General features: G+C 60.6%; 16 protein-coding genes. 7 read left to right on the top strand and 9 right to left on the bottom strand.

The genetic code is table 11. The features are described from left to right. Positions 1–199 precede the first annotated feature (199 nt). Positions 200–1,408 carry a hypothetical protein gene (locus ESZ00_RS02315; RefSeq protein ID WP_129206587.1) on the bottom strand — a complete coding sequence of 403 codons (1,209 nt, stop codon included), beginning with the start codon at positions 1,406–1,408 and terminating at the stop codon, positions 200–202. Beyond that, positions 1,408–2,565: a hypothetical protein gene (locus ESZ00_RS02310; RefSeq protein WP_229740898.1), complete on the bottom strand. Its 1,158-nt coding sequence runs from the start codon at positions 2,563–2,565 to the stop codon at positions 1,408–1,410. The genes ESZ00_RS02315 and ESZ00_RS02310 overlap by 1 nt, the downstream gene beginning before the upstream one ends. A gap of 354 nt (positions 2,566–2,919) precedes the next feature. On the opposite strand from ESZ00_RS02310, the gene ESZ00_RS02305 reads away from it, so the two are divergent. From ESZ00_RS02305 to ESZ00_RS02290, 4 genes are all read left to right on the top strand, one after another. Continuing rightward, entirely contained in the window at positions 2,920–3,936 is a 1,017-nt protein-coding gene (locus ESZ00_RS02305) for a LacI family DNA-binding transcriptional regulator (protein WP_164981306.1), read from the top strand. Beyond that, on the top strand, positions 3,933–5,447 hold the full coding sequence (locus ESZ00_RS02300) for a glycoside hydrolase family 32 protein (RefSeq protein ID WP_129206585.1): 1,515 nt from the start codon (positions 3,933–3,935) through the stop codon (positions 5,445–5,447). The genes ESZ00_RS02305 and ESZ00_RS02300 overlap by 4 nt, the downstream gene beginning before the upstream one ends. A 30-nt stretch (positions 5,448–5,477) precedes the next feature. Continuing rightward, complete coding sequence (locus ESZ00_RS02295) at positions 5,478–6,557, top strand: radical SAM protein (RefSeq protein WP_229740897.1); 1,080 nt, start codon at positions 5,478–5,480, stop codon at positions 6,555–6,557. Between the two features lie 66 nt (positions 6,558–6,623). Next, the gene (locus ESZ00_RS02290; protein WP_129206584.1) at positions 6,624–7,082 is read left to right on the top strand and encodes a PepSY domain-containing protein; all 459 of its coding nucleotides are present in this window, start codon (positions 6,624–6,626) and stop codon (positions 7,080–7,082) included. A gap of 65 nt (positions 7,083–7,147) precedes the next feature. Here the strand turns inward: ESZ00_RS02290 and ESZ00_RS02285 are convergent, their stop codons facing one another. From ESZ00_RS02285 to galA, 4 genes are all read right to left on the bottom strand, one after another. Then, a complete protein-coding gene (locus ESZ00_RS02285) occupies positions 7,148–8,533 on the bottom strand; it encodes an FAD-containing oxidoreductase (RefSeq protein WP_129206583.1) in 1,386 nt (461 codons plus the stop codon). Between the two features lie 58 nt (positions 8,534–8,591). After that, positions 8,592–9,242 (bottom strand): hypothetical protein, encoded by a 651-nt coding sequence (locus tag ESZ00_RS02280; protein ID WP_129206582.1) that lies wholly within the window; start codon positions 9,240–9,242, stop codon positions 8,592–8,594. 307 nt (positions 9,243–9,549) lie between these two features. Then, positions 9,550–9,942, bottom strand: coding sequence for a hypothetical protein (locus tag ESZ00_RS02275; protein ID WP_129206581.1), 393 nt, complete (start codon positions 9,940–9,942; stop codon positions 9,550–9,552). A gap of 98 nt (positions 9,943–10,040) precedes the next feature. After that, positions 10,041–12,578 (bottom strand): beta-galactosidase GalA, encoded by a 2,538-nt coding sequence (galA, locus tag ESZ00_RS02270; protein WP_129206580.1) that lies wholly within the window; start codon positions 12,576–12,578, stop codon positions 10,041–10,043. Between the two features lie 323 nt (positions 12,579–12,901). Between galA and ESZ00_RS02265 the strand changes: the two genes are divergently transcribed. The 3 genes from ESZ00_RS02265 to ESZ00_RS02255 all read left to right on the top strand — a co-directional run bounded on the left by ESZ00_RS02265 (position 12,902) and on the right by ESZ00_RS02255 (position 17,415). Continuing rightward, entirely contained in the window at positions 12,902–14,929 is a 2,028-nt protein-coding gene (locus ESZ00_RS02265) for a transglutaminase family protein (protein WP_129206579.1), read from the top strand. Beyond that, entirely contained in the window at positions 14,929–16,899 is a 1,971-nt protein-coding gene (locus tag ESZ00_RS02260; RefSeq protein WP_129206578.1) for a DUF3857 domain-containing protein, read from the top strand. The genes ESZ00_RS02265 and ESZ00_RS02260 overlap by 1 nt, the downstream gene beginning before the upstream one ends. Positions 16,900–16,995: 96 nt before the next feature. Further along, positions 16,996–17,415, top strand: a complete 420-nt coding sequence (locus ESZ00_RS02255; RefSeq protein ID WP_229740896.1) for a hypothetical protein — start codon at positions 16,996–16,998, stop codon at positions 17,413–17,415. Positions 17,416–17,484: 69 nt separating this feature from the next. Here the strand turns inward: ESZ00_RS02255 and ESZ00_RS02250 are convergent, their stop codons facing one another. From ESZ00_RS02250 to ESZ00_RS02240, 3 genes are read right to left on the bottom strand one after another with little or no spacing between them, the layout of a single operon-like run. Further along, positions 17,485–18,921: an MBOAT family O-acyltransferase gene (locus tag ESZ00_RS02250; protein ID WP_129206576.1), complete on the bottom strand. Its 1,437-nt coding sequence runs from the start codon at positions 18,919–18,921 to the stop codon at positions 17,485–17,487. Positions 18,922–18,924: 3 nt separating this feature from the next. Beyond that, on the bottom strand, positions 18,925–20,196 hold the full coding sequence (locus ESZ00_RS02245; RefSeq protein ID WP_129206575.1) for an SGNH/GDSL hydrolase family protein: 1,272 nt from the start codon (positions 20,194–20,196) through the stop codon (positions 18,925–18,927). After that, a complete protein-coding gene (locus ESZ00_RS02240) occupies positions 20,193–22,124 on the bottom strand; it encodes an HAD-IIIC family phosphatase (RefSeq protein WP_129206574.1) in 1,932 nt (643 codons plus the stop codon). Before ESZ00_RS02240 ends, ESZ00_RS02245 begins: the two co-directional genes overlap by 4 nt. Between the last annotated feature and the right edge of the window lie 81 nt (positions 22,125–22,205).

Raw genomic sequence — 22,205 nt, 5'->3', positions numbered from 1 at the left:
TATTCAGCATTTGGTGTTTTCCTTCTCCAGACGATTGTCATCTCGACCGGAGCGAGACAGTTTTATCGTCTCGCGCAGCGGAGAGAGCTGCGTTTTTCTACTCCCGCTGCAGGCTTCCTGCAGCAAACAGGCAAACCGCAGGTCCCTCCACTTCGCTACGCTCCGGTCGGGATGACAATGCAGGGGTAGGAAGAGCGCTTCAGCCGAGTTGCTGCAGCAGCTTGTCCACGGTGATGCTGCCTGCCGACTCGGTAGCGCGGGGCAGCGTGGGGCTGATGGCCACCGCTGCGTTGTGTACCTGGCTCCAGGCGAGGAACGACGACTGCGATGCGCCGGTGAGCCGCTGCTGGTTGATCCAGGTGTAGAAGGCGCCCATGTCGGCGTCGACTACGGAGCCTGCCGGATCGGGTTCGGGATGCGATGAGGCGCCGGAGAGCATCTCGTTCATCGGCAGCTGGCGCTGACGCGGAGTATAGCGCAGCAGCAGCGTTGCCGGCTGGGCGCGGCGCAGTGCTTCGCGGGCGCTCCACTGGACGAAGGTGGTCGAAAAGATCTGCGTGCCGGAGCCTTCGCCGAGAACGCTGACCTTGAAGCGCGAAAGGGTTTCCTGATCGCCCGACGGCAGGCCGAGATCGGCTGGAGTTGTTTCCGCCATGCGGGTGCGCAGCTCTTCGGGACCGCCGTGACCGCTGCCGATGATCTCCTGCATGCGGTGCAGGATGGCGGCGCGGGTAGAGGCGGCATCGTCATAGCCGATGGCGGCGAGATGCGGTGAGAGTGCGGGATCGAAGGCGCCGCCTTCGATGTACCAGTGCTGCCATGGTTCTGGCGACTTCTGCGCTCGTTCGTTGACCAGGCTGATGACGGATGGCCAGCCATTTGTGCCATCGACATTGGAGAAATAGACACCGTGTGGCCGCAGCTTGCGGAAGAGCTGCGTATTGTCGGCGCGCAGATCAGGATTGAGAACGACGATGGCCAGACGGGGGATGGCTGGCATCGGGTCCGGACGCGCTGTCGTCCAGGCTTCGGCGTAGGCAGCTGCGGCGTCGCGGAAGCCGTCGTGCTGATGGCTGGCCCAGAGATGCGTGGTCAGGCCATCCAGGAAAGGCTGTGGGGTGGCGACCCAGTCCATGGCGATGAGATTCGCCGGGAGCGAGAGGGAGGCGAAGCCGCGCAGAAGAGTTTCGCGCTGCTGCGGTGTCTCCGAGGCCAGAAAAGCAAACTGATTCTCGACCGTCCGCTGCTCGGCAGGGAAGCGCCAGTCATAGGAGTGCATCTCGCGCAGCAGCAGTCCGGCAAAAGCGATAGGCAATTGCTGAATGAGCGCGAGGTTGGCAACGGCGAGAGCCCGGGCCTTCGGCGGATAGGAATCAAAGCTGCGAGCAGTCAGCTGGGAGGGGAGCACTACAGCACCTCCGTGAGCGGACGGCCCTTGGCGAGCGGGGTATCGAAGCGCAGCAGGGAGCCGAGCGTGGGCACGAGGTCGAGTGAGTCGACGGGGTGATCGATGACCACGCCCTGGCGGATGCCGGGGCCGAGGGCCATGAGCCAGGTCGTGCGGGAGAGCGGATCGCCGGTGCGATGGTGCTGGAAGCCGTTACCGGCGGCGTCGTAGTCCGAGTCGCGGCCAAAGTCCGGCAGAATAAACATCGTGGTGCGATTCGCGTACTCGGGCTCGCTCTGGATGCTCTGCCAGATCTCGGCGCAAAGGCGGTCGGAGCGGCGGATGCCGTCGACGTAGAGCGAATAGGTGCCGGAGTGCGCGATGTCGATGTCGTGTAGCGTGATCCAGAGCAGGCTGGGCGCAAGCTGGCGCATGAGCTGTTTGGCGATGTAGACCGAAAGCTCGTCGGGGCTGGAGAGCGTGAGCGCGTGGCGGGTGAAGTCGTCGATCGACAGCTTGAGGATGGAGTCGAGCTGCCTGAGTTCGACCTCGTTGCCGGCGAGCGCGGGTGTGAAGTACGGGTCTTCGTAGTTGTCGCGCAGCAGGTGGTCGTACTGGCCGAGTCCGTGGCCGGGCATGGCGGCCTTGAGCAGGTTCTTGGGCAGGATGACACCGGCGCCGAGCCCCTGCCCGTATCGGCGGTTGTCGCTTTCGCCGATGCGGTTGAAGCCATTGCTGGGCGCGACCACCCAGGCGTCGGAGGCTGGGCGGTGGAGGTCGCGGCGGAAGTACTCGAAGACAGTGGGGTTGTCCGGCGAGACGGCGGCGAAGTTGTCGAATGTCTCGTAGACCCCGGTCGCGAGGCTGGCCGTCGCCACATAGTGGCCGAGGATGCCGTGATTCACCACCTGCGTGTAGAGCGTAGCCTGCGGGAAGAGCTTGTGCAGGAGGTTGGGAATGTTCTCCTGTCCTTCGGGCGCAAAGGTCTCTTCATCGCGTGCGCCTCCGCCAAAGGTGACGACAACCGCTTTGTGGTTCAGCGGCAGGGTTGCGGCTTTCAGTGGAGAGAAGCCGAGCAGCGCGCTTGCCGCGCCGAGGCCGACAGCCGAGCGGAGGAAGTCGCGGCGCGATCCGGCGATGGCGGCCGAGGTGCGAAGACGAGGATCGAGGACAGACATGGATGCTCTCATCCCATGGTAACGAGAAGTGCTCTTGTCTGCTTGAGATGTATTTTGCGTCTTTAAAAGTACATAGAAAGACGGCGTTGGAATGGGTTCGATTCCGGCTCCTGTCCTGTTGTCTGGTGTGGCTGAGGCTTGGGAACAGGCTGCGTCATGCGAAGAACCTTGACTACTGTACGGTGCTGGCCCGAGAGTGGGCGAAGCCCGGAATGTGCTTCACCATGGAAGCATTTTTGAATGAAGTGTCCGGAAGGGAGTTTGCAAGTGGTTCGTAAGCACGGGAAAGAGCGGCAAAAGAAAAGTGCTAAGCGTTCGGCTCCGCCGGGGGGATGGAATGCGGATGCGCAGAGTATGCGGACGATTGCGCAGCTGGCCGGGGTTTCAAGCGCGACGGTCTCGCGGGTGATCAACGGTTCGACGGCGGTGCGGGAGGAGACAGCGGAACGGGTGCGTCAGGTCATCCGGGAGCAGCGCTATTTTCCGAACACCAGCGCCATCACCATGAAATATGGCCGGAGCGGCACCTACGGGGTCATTCTGCCGGATATCACCAACCCTTTTTATCCGGATTTCGTACGTAATTTTGAGGCGATTCTCCTGGAACGCAACCTGGAGCTGCTTCTGGCGACGACAGACTTCCATACTGCAAGAATCCAGCAGTCGATTCGGAGGATGCTGGTGCGGCGCGTGGATGGGGTGGCCTTTCTCTCCTCCGAAGAAGAGCGGGACAGCCTGGCTGCGCTGGTGCATAACCGTGTGCCCGTGGTGACGGCTGACCTTCAGAAGACGGCGGTAGGTGTCAGCGATGTGGCCATCGGCTTTGCGCAGGGAATGGCCGAAGCGGTGCGCTATTTGCACGGGCTGGGGCATCGCGAGATCGGGTTTGTCGGCGGAAATGAGGGCATCACTACCTCCAATGTGCGCCGGGATTCCTTCGTGGCGGCCATGCAGGGCGCGGGACTCGCAGTGCATGAGGAACTGCTGCTGACCGGGGATTACCGTATCAGCGGCGGTGTGGCCGCCGCGGAGAGCCTGCTCCAGATCAAGCGGAGGCCGACGGCGATCCTGACGGCCAACGACTTGACTGCGATCGGGGTGCTGCGAGAGTTGCATCGGCGTGGAGTACGTGTGCCGGAGGAGATCTCGCTGGTGGGCTGCGATGATATTGAGTATTGCGACATCGTGTCGCCTCCCCTCACGACCCTGCGGATCTCGCGCCTGGAGCTGGCTCAGCGCTACATGACGGCGCTTGAGGCTGGGCGCGATGTCACCCAGAAAGGGAAACAGTACTGGGTGGTACCGACGCTCGTGATTCGCAGCTCTACCGGGCCGGCCCCGAAGGCTGTGCGGAAGAAGCGGCAGAAATGAATCGACGGAAGTTTATGGGGCTGGCAGGCATGGCCGCAGGCACAGCCATGCTGGGCACAAAGTTGGGGTACGGATTGCGGGTGCGGTGGGCAGACGATCCCCTCCGGCCGCAGTACCACTTTCTGCCGGCGGCAAACTGGATGAACGATCCGAATGCGCCGGTGTACTGGAAGGGCGAATATCACATGTTCTGCCAGTACAACCCGCACGCGGCCATCTGGGGCGACATGCACTGGGCGCACGCGGTGAGTCCGGATATGGTGCACTGGCAGCAATTGCCGGTAGCGCTGGCACCGACGCCCGGCGGTCCGGATGCAGACGGATGCTTCTCGGGAACTGCGGTGATCGATGGCGATCGTGTAGGCGCCATCTATACCGGCGTGCGGCATGTACCAGAGTCTGAGGCGACGATTCGCGATGGAAAGAACAGCTATCGCGAGACACAGCTGCTGGCCTGGGCCGAGGATCCGAATCTGACGCGCTGGACCAAGGTAGCCGAGCCGGTGATCGCCACGCCTCCTGCGGGGATGGATGTGTCGGGCTTCCGTGATCCTTCTCCATGGCACGGGGACGACGGCTGGTACATGGTGGTGGGCTCGGGCGTGCGCGGCAAGGGCGGAGCCATCCTGCTCTATCGTTCCGAAGACCTAATCCACTGGGAGTATCTGCACGAGCTGTACGGCGGTTTGGGGAGCGGCGTCGCGGCAGTGAACCCGGTGGATTCCGGCGACATGTGGGAGTGTCCGGAGTTCTTCGCGCTGGGAGACAGGCATGTGCTGATCTATTCCAGCCAGGGCAAGTCATGGTGGCAGGTCGGCGAACTGGACCGGAAGGCGTGGCTCTTCCATCCGGAGACGCACGGAGTACTGGATTACGGCGCCTTTTACGCGCCGAAGACGCAGCTCGATCGCGACGGCCATCGCATTCTATGGGGATGGATTCAGGAGCAGAGACCGGAGGCCGAATTCAGCGCAGCAGGCTGGGCGGGCATGATGTCTCTGCCGCGCGTGCTGACGTTGCGTGAAGACGGCGGGCTGGGGATGCGCATGGCTCCATCCGTAGAAACGTTGCGCGGCGCGAAGCAGCAGCTGAAGGCGGGCAAAGGCGCGCGTGAGATGCTCCGGAAGCTGGCGGGAATGAAGCTGACAGGCTGCTGTGGAGAGGTGCGATGCCGTTTGCGCCGCGATGCAGCCTGGTCTGTGTCTCTGGCTATGACGAACGGGAGAGATGTGGTCACGGTGGGATTCGATGCTGCGAATCCGCACGTGCTGCACGTCAACGATGCGCTTCTGCCGCTGGGGACTGCCGGTGCGATCGAGCTGGCAATGTATGTGGACGGTTCGGTGGTGGAGGTGCTGGTGAACGACGAGGTTGCGGTGACCATCCGCTTTTACTATGCGGGCGATGTTGCGCCGGAGTTGGGCCTGCGGATGAATCTGGGAGTCGAAGCCCTGCATGAAGCGGTCATGTGGCAGATGTTGCCGATATCGCGCGACCGGCTGACGAGCTGATGCGCGTTACGGGAAGTTTAGAATAAAAGCGTGGCAACACTGACCCTGAACATGCAGGACCTGCGGACGAAGGTAGCGTCGGGCGAGCGCATCTCGACCGATGAGGCGCGATGGCTGTGGCAGAACGCGAGCGACGCCGAACTATGCGATCTGGCGAGCACGGTGCGGGCGCGTTTTCATGTGCCGGATCAGGCGACATACATGCTGATGCGTATCGTGAACTACACGAATGTGTGCGTGGCGCAGTGCGATTACTGTGCGTTCTATCGCCTGCCGGGCCAGCCGGATGGCTACGTCCTGACGCAGGAGCAGGTCTTCGCAAAGCTGGACGAGCTTGTGGCTCTGGGCGGCGATCTCGCCGCCTTCAATGGCGGCTTCAATCCGCACCTGCCGCTCGATTACTATTGCGATCTCTTCGCAGCGGTACGCGCACGCTATGGCGATGCGATCGAGTTCTATGCGTTGACCATCGCGGAATTCATGTATCTCGCGGATCACGCAAAGATCGACTACGCAGCAGCGGCGCAGCGCTTCAAAGCTGCGGGCGTGCGCTGGATTACCGGTGGTGGTTCGGAGATCCTCACCGAGGAGTTCCGGCGGCGGCACAGCAAGTTCAAGTACACGGTGAAGCAATATTTCGAAGCACAGGCTGCGATCCTGGCGGCAGGGCTCGGCTCGACGGCGACGATGGTGATCGGCTTTGATGAAACACTCGACGAGCGGCTGGAGCACCTGGAGCGCACGCGGGCCTTTCAGGACGAGCAGTTGAAGTCGAATGCAGGGCTGGCGAGCTTCCTCTGCTGGACCTTCAAGCCGTACTTCACCCAGATCGGCGGCATCGAGATTTCCACCAGCGAATATCTGCGGCATCTGGCACTGAGCCGGATTTACCTCGATAATTTCCCGCGCATCCGTACCTCGGTGCTGACGCAGAACGAGCGGGCGCTGGAGGGACTGAAGTATGGTGCGGATGACTTTGATCTGCCGATTGAAGATGAGGTAACGCAGAAGGCGGGAGCGAAGATCAGCCTGGAATTCGAGAAGATTCTGGGTGTGGCGCGGGAGCTCGGTTTTAACGTGCAGACGCGGCGCGTGGCTTTATTGTCATAGTGAGTGACTGCGGCGCGGCCATGAGCGTGCGGCGTCATACCTGACGACTGGAGAAGCCGCCCGACGATGTACGGCCGCCGGACATTCCTGATCCTGTTTCGCAAGATTCATCTTTACCTGGGCGTTTTTTGTGCGCCTGCGCTATTGTTCTTTGCATTTACCGGGGCGCTGCAGACATTTTCGCTGCATGAGACGACGCGGGGCAGCGATTACCGCCCGCCGCACTGGGCTCAGGTGCTCGCCCAGTTGCATAAGAAGCAGACGATCAACGTACCGCAGCGAAAAGCGCCTGCGGGCAGTTCGAATACAGAAGCAAAACAGACTGGGCTCGCTTCGACATCAGAGGGGATGCGGACACATCATCGCCTGCCGATGCAGATATTCTTCCTGGTGATCTCGGTCGGGCTCATGCTTTCGACGCTGACCGGCCTTTATATGACGTGGGTGTACGAGAGAAATCCAGTTCTGCTGGCGGCGCTGTTTTTGGCGGGGATCGCGATTCCACTCATGCTGACGATGGTTTGAGATTTTTTGCAGGTTCCGCAAAAGGCCGTCGCTGGTAAAAGCGACGGCCTTTTGCTTTGCGATGGCTACTTGAGCGGTTCAAGGTTGCCGAGCATGGTCGGTATCAGTTCTGAAACGGTTGGATGGATGTATACGGCGCGCTGCATGGTGGTGTAAGGCTGCTTCGCATACATGGTGGCGAGGATGGAATGGATAGCCTCGTCGCCGCCGACTCCGAGAATGGAAGCTCCGAGAATCTGCTTTGTTTCCGCATCGACCAGGATCTTCATAAAGCCTTGGGACTCGCCTTTTTCGAGAGCGCGGCTCACCTTGGTCATGAGGCGGGTACCAATAAGGGCCTTGCGGCCGGACTTACGGACCTCTGCCTCGGTCATTCCGGCGCGGCCGAGTGGCGGATCGGTGTAGAGCGCATAGCAGGGCAGGCGGTCGCTGACCTTGCGCGGATCTTTATCCAATAAATTGGCGGCGACGATTTCGAAGTCGTTGTAGGCGGTGTGGGTGAAGGCGCCTTTGCCGTTGCAGTCGCCCATGGCCCAGATGTGCGGCTGCGAGGTCTGGAGCGAGTCATCGACCAGGACGTAGCCGTGCTCGTCGGCCTTTACGCCGGCTTTGGCGAGGTCGAGGTCGTCGGTGTTCGGACGCCGGCCCATGGCAAGCAGCACATGCGTGCCTTCGACTTCGGGATGCCCTTCGGTGCAGGTGAGTCCGACAGCGGCTCCATGGGGACGCTTCTGGAAATGGATGCACTCGGCATTGAGGCGGACTTCGATGCCTTCTTTCTCGAGAATATCGAGGATGGCGGCCGAGACGTCCTCGTCTTCGTGGGAAACGAGACGCGGGGCCTTTTCGACGATGGTGACCTGGCTGCCAAAGCGGCGGAACATCTGCGCGAACTCGATGCCCACATAGCTGCCGCCGACGATGACCAGGTGCTCGGGCAGCTCCGTCAGCTCGAGCAGGCTTACGTTCGTGAGCGGGGTGATCTCCCGGATGCCGGGGAAGTTCGGGATGACGGCGCGTCCGCCGACATTCAGGAAGAACCGTTCGGCGGAGAGGTGTTGTGTGCCAACCTGAAGATCATTGGGCGAGAGAAAGCGGGCGTGCCCGTCATAGACGGTGCAACCTTTCATATTGCGGAGCCAGTCCTCGACGCCATGCCGTGAGTTCTTGACGACTTTGTTCTTGCGGGCCATTAAAGTCTTGAAATCGATGCGGACGGGAGCATCGAAATCGACGCCGTATTCATGGGCCCGGCGGACCATATGGGCGGCGTAAGCGCTGGCGATGAGGGTTTTGGTGGGGGTGCATCCGGTATTGACGCAGGTTCCGCCGAAGAGCTTTCGCTCGATCATGGCGACGCGGCGTCCGGCCTGAGTGAGGCGTCCGGCGAGGGAGGGGCCAGCCTGGCCTGCGCCGATGATGATGTCGTCGAAATGCGTCGGAGTGCTCATGCATCTTCTGACTCGAAAACAGGCACTGCGGTCGCTTGGATTTACAAGAAAAAGTTGGTTACAGGATATTGACCGCCCGTGCCGCCAGCAGCGCCACCGTCGCAAAGGAGATCAGAGCCTGGATCATCATCAGGACCTTGGCCCAGCGGGAGAGGACGGGGCAGTCGGTCGGGGAAAAGGCCGTCGAGGTATTAAAGGCTAAAAAAAGATAGTCGACGAAGCCGGGGCTCCAGCATTGTTCGCCCATCTCGCGCTTGGCCCGCAGGTCAAGGGTCATCTGCGGGAAAAGAAAGGCTCCGTCGGTGTGGACGCCGCGGAGTTCGCGGGCGCGTGGGCCGCCGGCGTCGAGCCTCCAGTACCAGGAGGCGAAGACGAGGATGTTCGCGATCCACAGCGCGGCGGCCGAGCGGAGCAGATCTTGCGGCGACTGCTTATGCGTGGGCAGGGCGGCGACCAGCAGGCCGAGCGACCAGATCATATCCAGGGTGACGATCGAGCTGACGACGTAGCCGAGAATCTGGTTGAGCAGGTCGTGGTGGCGATAGCGGGCCCAGGCCGCGGGAATGAAGAGGGCCGCGGTCACGACAATCAGCAGCCAGGCCGGGCCGGCGGAGAGCGATTCAGGCAGTGCAAGACGAAGGCCGCCGACAGCAAGCAGGGCAAGCATGGCGGGCCAGCGCGGCTCAAGCCGTGCAGGACTGGCAGTCATGCCTTATATGATGCGTCGCGGGCGCATGTTCAGCCAAGCTGCTTCGCGCAGGGCGCCTTCGCCTTCGACCTTCGCTCCCTTCGGTCGCGATTGAGGATAGATGTGCTTCTGGGCCCAATCTATGCCGACTCAGGGATCGGGGCATTACAAGACGCGGCTCCACGGCGGTCGCGACAATCGAAAGCCGTCGACTCTAAGTCACCAAAACGCTTACCGGCACCAGATTGCTTCTGTGAGATCGCCTTATGAGTAGCAATCATTTGTTTTGATGAGTGCATGAGCGACAACTCACAGAACGGCGAACCAATTATCGGCGTGCGAGATGAATCAACGCGCTGAGCTCCTGCTCAATAGTCTTAGCCACGTCGGATTCGTCGGCACCGGGTACAACAGGCACGGTCATCGTGATTGTACTGCCGCCGAGTGGACGAGGCACGACCCGGAGGTAAGCGCCTCCGCGCCTGTTCTCCGCCATCTCCCGGATGTAATCCACGGTGCCTGCCGCCGGATGCAGGAAAAGCGTCAGGTGGAAGCGCGTGCCGTCCTTTGTGACTTTGTAGTGCGTATCGTCAATGCGCTCAATGGTGTCGGCGAAAACCGGTGCCCACTGGGGAATGTTGTGGACCTTGGCGAGAACGTTGTAAATCACGACAGGCTCAAGATCCGATTCGACGGCGCGCGTTACCGTTTGATTGGGCATACGTCTTCAGACGAGACTCCCGTGCCAAGTATAGCCTCGGAGCATGAAAAAGCCGCTCTGCCGGCATGGAACAGGCAGAGCGGCGCACATGCTTGCGGCTAGTCGTTTTTCTCCGGTTTATAGTCTTCGGAGGTTTCGGGCACGGCAGGCCGTAGTGTCGCCTGCTGCGTGGTGATGCTGAGGGTGGCTGCCGCAGGCTTGATCTGCTCGTCTGTAGATTTGGCTTCGATGGTGATCTGTCCCGGAGTCTTTGTCGATTGCAGGATGATCTGGGCGAGGCCGTTGTAGAGGCTGCGCTTCGGTTCCTTATCCGATTCGAGGCAGTTGGGGTCGCCGTTGCCGACGCCGAGGAGCTTGCCCGCGCCGGTCACCTTGAATTCCAGTTGGAAGTTCGCGGTGGGCACGTGGCGGCCCTGATCGTCGAGTACCTCGGCGCGCAGGATAGCAATGTCTTCGCCGTCGGCGTCGATGGTGGTGCGCTCGGCCGAGAGCTTGAGCGTTGTTGGCTTGCCGACGGTCTCGCGCTTTTCGGTCAGGACAACCTTGCCGTCTTTCGTACCACGGGCTTCGATGACGCCGGGCGCGTACTTCACCTTCCATTCCGCGTGACCGAGATGTTCGATCGTCTTCGAGCCCTGGCTCTCGCCATTCACAAACAGCTCGACGGAGTCGAGGTTCGAGTGGACCCAGACCGGAATCTCGACCCCTTCCTTGCCCTCGAAATTCCAGTGCGGGAAGAGGTGCAGGATGGGGTCCTTACCCCACCATGCCTTGTAGTAGAAGTAGGTGTCCTTGGGGTAGCCGCAGGTATCGACGATGCCGAACTGCGAGCTGATCGAAGGCCAGCCATAAGGTGTGGGTTCGCCGCGGTAGTCAAAGCCGGTCCAGGCGAAGCCGCCGGCCATCCACTCGCGGGTGCCGTAGAACTTCCACCACTCTTCGGCGGTCTCACCCCAGCCGGGCTGGTTGGTGTCGTAGGCGCTCATCACGTTGCGCTGCTTGTCGGTGAAGTATTCGCCGCGCGTAGAGATGGCGCTGGCCGTCTCCGAGCCGATGCAGGGCTGCGTGGGATGAGCTTTATGGTATTCGTCCGGGCTCTTGAGGTTGTAGTTGAAGCCTTCGACATCGAGGATCTTCGAGATGCCGGTGCCATAGCTGCCGTTTACAGCCGCGGTGCACTGGCGCGTGGGGTCGAGCTCGTGCGTACGACGGACCATCGCCGCCATCACATGCTCGCCGACGACATCCCTCTGCAGGTACCACTCCTCGTTGCCCATCGACCAGATGACGATGGACGGCGAGTTGCGATAGCGCTTGATCATCGTTTCGAGCTGAGCCATGCCCTCCGCATTCGAGCTCATCTGGCGCGTCTCGCACATCATCATCATGCCCATGCGGTCGCAGGCTTCCACCCACTCCGGTGTCGGCATGTTGTGCGAGGTGCGCACGCCGTTCGAGCCCATCTCCTTGAGCACGCCGATGCGGAAGTACTGCAGGCGATCGGGCAGCGCGGCGCCCACGCCGGCATGGTCCTGATGGTTGCAGGTGCCCTTGATCTTGACCGACTGGCCGTTGAGGAAGAAGCCCTTGTCGACGTCGAATTTGATTGTGCGCACACCAAAGGGAACGCGCTCGGCATCGCGCGCCTTGCCACCGGCTTCAACGGTGACGATCGCGGAGTAAAGTGTCGGCGTTTCCGGCGACCAGAGCTCGGGGTTGGCGAACTTCGCGGTCGCCGTGAAGCTCGTTTTGCCGTCGACTTCGACGGACTGCGGCGCGGATTCGGCAGTCGCGACGGTCTTGCCGGAGGCATCCTGAATCTCCCAGCGGACGCGGGAGGTTTCAACCTTGTCGCCGATGTTCTCGACGACGGTGCCGAGCGCGAGCGTGGCGGTTTTGCCTGCGACTTCGGTGCGGACGTAGCTCTCGTGCTGGCCAAGATGGAGCGTGTCGTGCTTCACCAGCCAGACGTGGCGGTAGAGTCCGGCACCCTCGTAGAACCAGCCGTCGCCGAAGCTGGCGTCCATGCGGACGACGATGTAGTTCTTCTCGCCAAAATGCAGGAAGTCGGTGATGTCGAAGCCGAAAGGCGCGTAGCCGTTGTCATTGCGGCCGATAAAACAGCCGTTCACGAAGATCAGCGCGGAGCGGAAGGCACCATCGAACTCGACGCGGATGCGGCGCCCCTGGTCGGAGGCGGGAACGTCGAACGCGCGGCGATACCAGCCCACGCTGTTCTCAGGGTAGCGGCGTCCAAGCGGTTTGTAGCCATGGGATTTCTGATCGTCGTCCCAGACGAACGGCAGCTCGACGGCCCAATCGTGGGGCAGGTTGAGAGAGCGCCATTTGGAGTCGTCGAAATGCTTGGTGGAGAACTTAAAGTCGCCGGTCTTGGCAAAGTCGCCCTGATCCTGGCCGAAGTCGAGGTCCTTTGCAGGCACGCAGCCGTTACCGAGATCGAAGCGCCAGCCGAAATCGAAGAGGAGCTTCTCGCGCGGGGCAAGTGCCGAAGGAGCCTGGTCGGCAATGGCATCGAGAGCGGACTGGGCGCGAGCCCAGGCGCGTGAGGAAAGTGCGGAGGTGGCAGAGAAAGCAAGGCCGGACAGCAGGACATCACGACGACTAACAACAGGCATGGCAATCCTTCCTGGAGTGGTAGTGGCAAGAGCCCTCACTATAAACGCCGGAGCGCATGGATGTATACGATTTCATCCAGCGCAAAAAGAAGAGCGTCTGCGCGCTCACAGGGCTGAGCTATAGCAAAAGGGGAGAAAATCCCTTCGTTTCGAAGAAGAATTAAATTTCTTCCGGGACGTGGGAAAGCGCTTGTCTTTTAACAATTCAGCCGGTGACAATAGGGCACTTTCCCCCGCATAGAAGAAACATCTGCGCAGGTTATTTGCGCAGATGGAGCACTTTTTATGCATTTTTTTGATCGTGATTGCCTTGGAGACCCGTCTTGCCGTCGATCGTTCGTTCCTTTGCCGCCCTTTGCCTGCTTAGCCTGCCTTTTGTTGCTCACGCCTCTGACTGGCAGCAGCCGACTCCCGAAGAACTGAAGATGACGTCGCTGGCCGCAGACCCGAATGCGCCGGCGGTGTATCTGTTCCGCGAGGAGACGGTGCAGGACGATATGCACATTCACACCATGTATGCGCGGATCAAGATCCTGAACGAAAAAGGGAAGGACATGTTCAGCGATATCGAGATCCCCTACGAGAGACGGCAATACCAGATCACCAATATCGAGGGGCGTACCATCCACCCGGATGGCACGGTGATCCCGTTTACCGGCAAGCCGATGGACAAGCTGGTAGTGAAGACTGCGGAATACAAATTCATGCGGAAGGTCTTCAGCCTGCCGGATGTGCAGGTCGGGAGCATTCTCGAGTACCGCTGGACCGTACGCTATGACGACAACTCATTCAGCTCGCCGGAGTGGTATATCCAGCAGCCGGTGTATGTGCTGAAGGCGCACTATCACTTCCGGCCGACAGCAACGACCAACACCATCCTTCATACAGACCAGTTCGGCCACCAGGAGCCGACGAACGGGCTGCTCTACATACGCGTGCTGCCCGCAGGAACGGATATGCAGAAGCAGATCGATGGCTATGACTTGGTGATGGCGAATATCCCCGCGATCCCGGACGAAGAGTATATGCCGCCGATGCATAGCTTCTCCTACCGGGTGATTTTCTATTACTCGCCCTGGCGGACGCCGGAGGAGTTCTGGAAGCAGGAAGGCAAGTACTGGTCGAAGGATGTGGAGCGGTTTGCTTCTCCGACAGCGAAGTTGAAGGAAGCGGTAGGGCAGATCGTCTCTCCCGGGGACAGCGAGGAAGTGAAGGCAGAGAAGCTGTATGCGGCTGTGATGAAGCTGGAGAACACCAGTTTTACCCGCGATCGCCTGTCCGAGGAGGACAAGGCCGCAGGTCTGCGGGTGAAGAATGCCGACGATCTGTGGGAGCAGAAGCGGGGCACGGCGATCCAGCTGACGAGGCTCTATGTGGCTATGTGCCGCGCCGCGGGCCTGAAGGCATATGTGATGGCAGTGACCGACCGCAACGAAAGCATCATGATGGTGAATTACCTGGACTGGAGCCAGATGGAGGATGAGATCGCCATCGTGAACATCGCCGGCAAGGATGTGTTCCTCGATCCGGGTGAGCGGTATGCGGAGTTCGGCAAGCTGAAGTGGATTCATGCCTGGGCGGGCGGTATACGGCAGACAGACAACGGCACCGCGATGGCGAATACGCCGTCGCTGACCTACAAGGACACGGAAACGGATCGTTACGCGCAGCTGCAACTGGACGCCACCGGCAATGTGAGCGGGATGGTGCGCGTGACGATGACCGGCGTGGAGGCGCTTCGCTGGCGGCAGGCGCTGCTGCGCAGGGATGAAGACGACGTCAAGAAGGAGCTGGCAGATGAGTTCGATTCGGAACTGCCGCCGGGCGTCCATGTGAAGGTCGACCACTTTGTTTCAGAGGACGATCCGACGAAGATGCTGCTGGTGCAGTTCAACGTATCGGGTGCGATGGGAACCTCAACCGGAAAGCATGTGTTGCTGCCTGCAACCTTCTTCTCGGCAGGGCAGAAGGCATTGCTGGCGGCATCGAAACGCGAGAACCCGATCGATCTGCGGTATCCCTCGACGGTGCATGACGAGGTGCACGTGACCCTGCCCGATGGAATGAAGCTGGAGAGTTTGCCGCAGGCCGCGACCATTCCTTTTATGCCGAACGCGGATTACACCGTGAAATTTGCGCTGAAGGGAAATACCTTTGCGTACGGACGCCTGATACGGGTAGGAACGATCCTGTACAAGGCGGAGGAATATCCGCAGCTCAGGGAATTCTTCCAGAAGACGGCTGCGGTGGATCAGACGCAGATGGTACTGACGCCGGGTGCGGCGGTGACGGGAACCGGCACCGCACCGGCAGCAGGCGCACCGGCAAAGACGGACGGAAAGAGCCTCTGATGCTGTCGCGTACGGGAATGAAGCTGGCAGGATGCGCGTTGCTGGGGCTCACTGCTCTGGCGTGTGGTGGGAAGGCGTGGGCTTCTGACGCGGTGCCGGACTGGGTGACGGCGGCTGCCGCGGAAAAGTCGCCAGCAGGCAATGCGAAGGCGGTCGTGCTGCTCGAAGACCGGCTGCTGGAGGTGGACGCAGCCGGCAAGATACGGCTGAGAACGCGCATGGTGGTGCGGATCGTGCGGCCGCAGGGCCGTGAGTATGCGCGGCCGATTGCGTATATGCGCAGCGATCGCAAGCTGCTGAGCTTTCATGTGTGGAGTATTTCGCCGGATGGTCATCCGTTCAAGGTCAAGGATAACCAGATCGTCGAAGCCGGTTCGGAGGAGTGGGGGATTCTTTACGACGACGTCCGTTTCCGTACCGCGGAGGTGCCGGGTGCAGATCCCGGCGGTGTCGTGGCGTGGGAGTCGACAGTGGAAGAGCCGCTCTATTCCGGGGAGACCGACTGGGAGTTTCAGGGCGAAATTCCGCAGGTACGGTCGGTCTTCGAGGCAGATCTGCCGGCGGGATGGCAGTATCGCGCGCTGTGGTGCCGGCATCCCTCGGTAGCTCCGACAGAGGTGGCGCCGAACCACTGGCGCTGGGAGGTGCGGGATGTGCCGGGGATTCATCTGGACGATATTCCTCTCGCACCGTCTGACGAGTCATTGATGGGGCGGATGACGCTGCACTATGCGGCTTCACCGTTGCCCGACGGTCCCGCGCTCTGGTCGCGGATCGGAGATTGGTATCTGCCGCTTGCGGAGCCGAAGACTGAGGCGCCGTCAGAGATCGCTACCGAGAGCCGCCAGCTGGTTTCACCGGATGCCGACTTTCTCGACCGGGTAGACAAGGTATCGACCTTTCTCCAGCAGCAGATTCGCTATGTAGGGATTGAGATCGGCGTCGGTGGCTACATTCCGCATGCGGCGACGGATACCTATCGCAACCGCTACGGCGACTGTAAGGACAAGGCCACGCTGTTGCTGGCCATGCTGAATGCCGTAGGCGTGCGCGGCACGTGGGTGATGGTGGATACGGAGCGCGGCGTGGTCGATGCGGAGACGCCGTCACTGATCGGCAACCACATGATTGCGGCCATCGAGATTCCCAAAGGCTACGAGAATCCGCGGATGAAGGCGGTGGTCACGGCGAAGAACGGGCAGCGCTATCTGATCTTTGATCCGACGAATGAGTATGTTCCGGCGGGGCTCATCCCGGCATATCTGCAGGGCGGCGTCGGTATCCTGATGGCCGGTGCGGGGACCGAGGCGGTGACGCTGCCGGTGCTCGGTCCGGAGACGAGCACGACGGAGCGGACGGCCGAGTTCGAGCTGGGCACAGATGGATCGCTGAAAGGCGATGTGAAGGTGGAGCGCTTCGGGTCTCTGGCTTCAGGCATGCGCCGTCTCTACACGATGCATGATCAGAAGGAGACACGGGAGAGCCTTGAGAAGTCGCTGCGCAGCGACTTCCCCGAGTTCGATGTGACATCGCAGAAGACAGGCGATGTCCGGACACTGGAGAAGCCTTTTGCCGTGGAGTATGGAGTCTCGGTACCGGGATATGCGCGGCAGGCGGGAAACTTCCTCCTGTTGCGCCCGCGTGTGCTGGGTAGCGATGCCATGGCGATTGGCGACGCACCGCGAGCGCTTCCAATTGAGTTCAGCGGGCTTGAAGAGCGCAAGGATACCTTCACCGTGAAGCTGCCGGCTGGCTATTCCGTGGATGAAGTCCCCGAGCCGGTGCACCTGGAGACGGACTTCGCTACCTATGACAGCAGCGTAGAGGTAAAAAGCGGTGAGGTGGTCTACCACCGCGACTACCGGCTGAAGAAGTTGGAGCTTGCAGCCGGGGATTATGCCACTCTCGAGAAGCTGGAAGGGGCGATCAACGCGGATGAGAATCGGAGCGCGGTGCTGAAAAAGCCCTAAACAACACAGGCACAGGAATTGCTGAGAGCCTCGTCCGGATGGCATGCTTAAAGGATGAAGCGGGAAACATTGGTCGGGATTGCAGCGGGTTTGCTGATGACATGTTCGGTGCCGGTGATGGCACAGGAACTGGGATACTGGCGTGCGTCGAGCAAGACGGCGCACGACATCACGGGGGACATTGGCATCGGTGAAACCAACCTGCTGATCAACCTCTCGAGCTACAACATCGCGCAGGCCAAGACCCTGACGCCAGCTGAAGTAAGCACGGTCTTCGATACGGACAGCGCAGGTACGAAGCGTGCGCACCTCTACGGCATGAGCATTCCTGCGACGAAGAAGTTTCTGCACAAGAACACGCTGTGCGGCAGCGACGACACCAAATGGATGGTGACCTACGTGGATGGGAACATGCTGCAGGTGGCGTTCTTCTCCGGCGAATCAGCGCCGGCCTTCACGCCCGATGCAATGGCGAATGCAACGAACCTTTGTGGGATCTACACGTACGTTCGCTGAGTGAGTGCCCAGATAAAACGGCGCGCCCGGAGTGAATCCGGCCGCGCCGTTGCTGTTTCTGGATGATTGTCAGAACGCTTTGTAGACGATATCCGGAGCAGGCTGGGCCAGCAGTGCGTAGATCAGGAAAGTGATAAAGGCCAGTGCGCTGGCCCATGCGACACGCACATAGCGGCTGGTGAGCACTGGTCCTTGCGCGGTTTGCACGGCCAGTGCGCGGGCGCGGACGGCCTGATACGCCGCCAGAACCAGTGATGCCGCAATCCAGACCGCAGGCCACACAGCCAGCCACGCCGCAACGGAAAGCGAGGAGGCAATGCGGTCAAGCTTGCCCCAGTCGGCCCAGAACCAGAAGAGTGTGAAAGCAAACCAGGTAAAGGTGAGGCCGCGGGCAAAGATCCTGTAGACCGCATTCTCGGCCAGGGCCTTGTATGGCTTGCGTCCGAGGCGCTTGGCCAGAAAGATCTGCCACAGCTTGTTGATGGCCACCCCGCCGCCCTGCAATACACCGAAGAGGGCAAACTCCGAAGTCCGGCCATGCCAGACACCGATCAGGAAGAAGGTCACGAAGAAGCAGAGAACGCCGAGAAATGGCTGGATGGAGACGGACGTAAACCGGCGCATCAGGGTAATGAGCAGCGGGTTGTAGACGTAGGTCTTCAGCCACATGGACAGGGTGATGTGCCAGCGATTCCAGAAGTCGAGGAACGAGGTTGCCGAGAAGGGGCGATCAAAATTTTCAGGCAGCCGGATGCGCATGAGCCGCGCCATCGCAATCACGATGTCGATGTATCCGGAGAAATTGCAGTAAAGGAAGAACGGATATACGACGATCAACAGAAAGGCCCAGCCTGCTTTGTGGATCATCGCGTCCGGCTGCCCCAGCCGCACCAGAATATCGACGCGCTGCGCATCGAGAAGCGTGGCCAGCACGTTGACCTTGAAGAGCCCGCGCACGATCCGTTCCATCTGCTCGCCGAACACGGCGGTGTCGATCTCAAGAAGCTTGTCACCGGCGAAGTTCTGCTGGAACTGGTCGTAGCGCTGGATAGGGCCAGAGACGAAGGTGGTGAAATTGAGCGTGTAGGTCAGGTATTGGAGCGGCCCCACGTGTATGCCTGCTTCCTGGTCTCCCGCCTCGATGACGAGATGCAGCACGCGGAAGAAAACATAGGAGAGCCCGACCGTGATGTAGGGAACGGTGAGAAAGGTCGCGTTGGGGAGGAATGTGTATTTCTTCAGCCAGATGTAGGCGATGACAAGCGCGATGACGCTCCACGAGACCAGCCGCTTGAATCCGCGGTTGACCAGGATGAGAGCAAGATAGCCGATAGCAAGAAAGCCGGCGAAGGGCAGCGCCTGCGCAGGACGCGGTGTCAGTGTCCACACGAAGAAGAGGCTTGCCAGCAGCAGTATGGCCGATCGCCATTTTGCCGAGCGGCTGAAATTGGCGACGAGGGCGACGGCAAGCCCGAAGGCTACGAATTGAAACGATGCGCTTTCCATCGCTTATTTGTCCCCCTGTGCGCCAGAGGCGGATGGAGCAACGCGTAACTCAGGAATAACTCCATTCGTCAGCTTCTTCGCAAGCAGGTCGGCAATCACGCCTTGTCCTGCGGGCGTCAGATGGCCGTCCACGGGAAAATAGAGGCGATCCGGATTTGAGATGCCCTGGAAATCATGCAGGACTTCGACAAACTTCGCGCCATGCGCGAGAGCCATCTGCCGGACCTCATCTTCGAGATGATACGGATCATCCGTCGCTGGCCATGATCCGGATGCCACCATGTCGGCCTGCGGGCGATTGGGCAGAAAGACGATCATCAGGGGAATATTTGCGGCTTTCAGGCGCGTTGCTACCTCATCGAGATAGCCGTTGAGATGACCTAGCTGCGTCTGAATCTCCGGAGGGGTCTGCTTATGCAGAAAGCCGGAGCTGGGGCTGTTCGCCAGATACTGCCTGAGGAACTGGCTCTGACTCTTGTAGAGATAGTGTTTGACCAGAAATACCGTAGCTGTTTCGTTGAGCGGTTCGCTGATGCGCGACCATGCCGCGCTCAGCAGGCCATCGAGAGAGCCGTGCCTTTGCGCTGCCGCGCGGATGCGCTGTACAAACCCTGTGGGTGTGGCTTCTGTCGGAGCCTGGGGCGCGGTGCCATCATCGGCCACCTGCTTGCCGGGAATGTAAGGGAGCTTGAGCGTCGCGTTATCGACATCGAAGGGACCGAGCTGCCATATGACAAGGTCAGGTTTGGCGGCGATTGTCTGGTCGATGCGCGAGGCTGCGTTGCGCGGTGTCTCCCACTGCATGGCAAGGTTGTAGAGATCGACCTTACGGCCGGTCATCGTTGAGAGCTTGTCGGGCAGAAGAGCCGCGAAGGTCTCAGGCTGCGGCACCCACATCCCTTCGGCCAGCGACGATCCGAGCAGGGCAATGCGATACGTGCCTTCGGGCGCAGGCGTGCAGGGGTGATTCGTGCGGAGACCGCAATTGTTGAAGCGGAATTCGACAAGCTCACTCTCCCGCATCTTCTGGCTGCACACCGTGTTCGGGTGCGCGCTGACTCCGAACTGCGGATCGCTTACGTTCAGACAGGTCAGTGTCGAGGTCTTCGATTCCGAAAAGTGGTGACGCGCAAACCACTCGGTAGAGCCGGCCAGCAGTGCGATCGTCAGCACGCTGAGAAACGGAAGCAGGACCCAATCGCGCAGCGGTAGTCTTCGTTCTGCGGAGGGGTTGGGGGTTGTCTGTTGAGAACTATTCTGTTCTGCAGTGCTCATACCACCGTGTTCTCTTTCAGAGGAGTAAAGCCCTGCGAGATCACGCGCATAGGCGCTGTGTCTGGCTGTGCACCGGCGACATCGAGTGCCCACTCCGTCCTGCCGGACGCATCTTCCGAGACTTGTGCGAATCCGAGTTTCGCGTAATGCTGGATCACCAGCTTATTGCGCTCGGTAGGGAGGAATGTGCCGGTCAGGCGCGTGATTCCTGCCCTCCGCGCATGTTCCAGAATCTCGGCGAGCACCATGTTCTCCACCTTGCGGCCGAGCACGCGACAGCTCATCAGCCAGGTGTCGATCTCCCATGTGGCATCGCTCCCCGGCTTACAGATAATCACGCTGATCATGCCGTTATCGCCGAAGGTATCGGCAAGCCGCACCTGCAGCGTGAAGGTGCTTGGATCATCCTCGAAGGACTGGACGTCAGTCTCGGTGTAGCGGCGCGTGGTCAGGTTGAACTGGTTGGACTTGTTGATCAGCTGTGCGATGCGTGCACGTCCCGGAGCATTGAAGGGCTGGAAGGTGATGGTCATATCCAGCGATGCGAGATAGGCGTCCACGCCTTCTACCTGCTTCTGCAACTGCACGCGGCGCGCATTGTCCTGGTAGTAGCCGGCACGCTTCAGGTCTTCTGAAGCAAAGGCCACGGCTTCGAAATAACCGGCGGCGGTAAGAGTGCGGGCATAGAGCGCCGCATCCTCCGGCAGTTCCGGCACGGCGACGGACGGCAGCAGCTTGCGGACCAGGCCGCGCTCGACCGGATTGTCATCCAGAAAAACCATGGCATCGATGCCGAGCGAGAGCTCTTCGGCAATGGCCTTGATATTGGTGGCCTTGTCGTTCCAGTTGGCGTGGAAGACGGCGATATGATTGAGCCTGAGCAGCATCTCGGGATGGCTCTGGAAGGGCGTGCGGGCAATCTCGTCTTCGTTCTTCGAGCAGACGGCCAGCACGATGCCGCGAGCGCGCAGATCGAGCGCCAGCTTCTGCACGGCAAGGTGCGCTTCGCCGACTGCATCGCCTTGTGCAATCTTGATGCCTTCAAGGCCGTCGTCGCCGATGATGCCGCCCCACACCGTGTTATCGAGGTCGAGGATCAGGCAGCGGCGGCTCTTACCGCGCAGCGCCGCGACCAGGCGCGCTACGTGATCTGCATAGAGAGGAATAAGGTCGGGTGAAAAGGCGAACTTGCCCATGTTCCACATGCGCACGTCATGCCAGTCGGCGATACCTACTGTCTGTGCAAGGCCATCCACATCGAAGAGCACATCGCCCGTTTCCAGGCAGAATTCACCGATCTGTGCGTTGATCGCGTTCAGCTGGTTCTTGATCGATCCAGGCAGTGCGCGATCCAGGCTGCCGAAGATGGATTCGGCGGGTGGTGCGAAGGTCTGGAAGATGCATGTCGCACCGGAGTTGGCCTTGATCGCGGCCTGCAGCGACTTCAGGTAGGCAATGACACCTTGAACATTCTGTGCCGCAGCTTCTGCGTCACCAAAAACAGGCTTGAGCGGCACAGCGCGGTAGTCGATGGCGAAGAGCACGGCATCAGGCTTCGCGCTGTTGACCTTCGAGTCCGGCGTGAAGGCTTCCTGAGCCACCTGGTCATACGAGGGCTGGATCACTTCGAGCGCGATGCCATGACGCGCTGCCGCGGCCACCAGTGCCGGCACGATAAAGTCGATTGTGGCATTGCTGAGCACGGCCAGGCGGAACGGCGTAAGGCCATCGAGCGGATGGCCCGCGGTCCGGGCTTTCTGGATCGCCTTTGCCAGGCGGATGGACTGATCGAGGTCCAGCGCATGGTTGGCGAGCGCCTGCAGTTCGCGGCCCAGAGGCTGTTCGGACGCACCTGCAGCTTTGATGCGCGCTGCGAAGTCAGCAGGCACCGCCGGCAGCCATTGCAGTTCGGTATAGAGAGACTTCATCTACCTATCTCCCGAGGGACGGGGCGAAGTCTCTTTCGCTTGCGTCCCGAAAATTGCCTGACCTGGGGGAGAGGTGGCAGA

It is taken from the genome of Silvibacterium dinghuense, from assembly GCF_004123295.1.
GTDB lineage: Bacteria > Acidobacteriota > Terriglobia > Terriglobales > Acidobacteriaceae > Silvibacterium > Silvibacterium dinghuense.
The sequence above is the reverse complement of the archived record's forward strand: the minus strand, read 5'-3'. Positions and strand labels throughout refer to the sequence as shown.

What these genes read in the sequence shown, in the direction of transcription:
- ESZ00_RS02255 (WP_229740896.1), top strand. Translation starts at nt 16,996, where the DNA reads ATGACATGTTCGGTGCCGGTGATGGCACAGGAACTGGGATACTGGCGT.
- galA (WP_129206580.1), bottom strand. Translation starts at nt 12,578, where the DNA reads ATGCCTGTTGTTAGTCGTCGTGATGTCCTGCTGTCCGGCCTTGCTTTC.
- ESZ00_RS02245 (WP_129206575.1), bottom strand. Translation starts at nt 20,196, where the DNA reads ATGAGCACTGCAGAACAGAATAGTTCTCAACAGACAACCCCCAACCCC.
- ESZ00_RS02280 (WP_129206582.1), bottom strand. Translation starts at nt 9,242, where the DNA reads ATGACTGCCAGTCCTGCACGGCTTGAGCCGCGCTGGCCCGCCATGCTT.
- ESZ00_RS02285 (WP_129206583.1), bottom strand. Translation starts at nt 8,533, where the DNA reads ATGAGCACTCCGACGCATTTCGACGACATCATCATCGGCGCAGGCCAG.
- ESZ00_RS02275 (WP_129206581.1), bottom strand. Translation starts at nt 9,942, where the DNA reads ATGCCCAATCAAACGGTAACGCGCGCCGTCGAATCGGATCTTGAGCCT.
- ESZ00_RS02250 (WP_129206576.1), bottom strand. Translation starts at nt 18,921, where the DNA reads ATGGAAAGCGCATCGTTTCAATTCGTAGCCTTCGGGCTTGCCGTCGCC.
- ESZ00_RS02290 (WP_129206584.1), top strand. Translation starts at nt 6,624, where the DNA reads ATGTACGGCCGCCGGACATTCCTGATCCTGTTTCGCAAGATTCATCTT.
- ESZ00_RS02240 (WP_129206574.1), bottom strand. Translation starts at nt 22,124, where the DNA reads ATGAAGTCTCTCTATACCGAACTGCAATGGCTGCCGGCGGTGCCTGCT.
- ESZ00_RS02260 (WP_129206578.1), top strand. Translation starts at nt 14,929, where the DNA reads ATGCTGTCGCGTACGGGAATGAAGCTGGCAGGATGCGCGTTGCTGGGG.
- ESZ00_RS02305 (WP_164981306.1), top strand. Translation starts at nt 2,920, where the DNA reads ATGCGGACGATTGCGCAGCTGGCCGGGGTTTCAAGCGCGACGGTCTCG.
- ESZ00_RS02300 (WP_129206585.1), top strand. Translation starts at nt 3,933, where the DNA reads ATGAATCGACGGAAGTTTATGGGGCTGGCAGGCATGGCCGCAGGCACA.
- ESZ00_RS02310 (WP_229740898.1), bottom strand. Translation starts at nt 2,565, where the DNA reads ATGTCTGTCCTCGATCCTCGTCTTCGCACCTCGGCCGCCATCGCCGGA.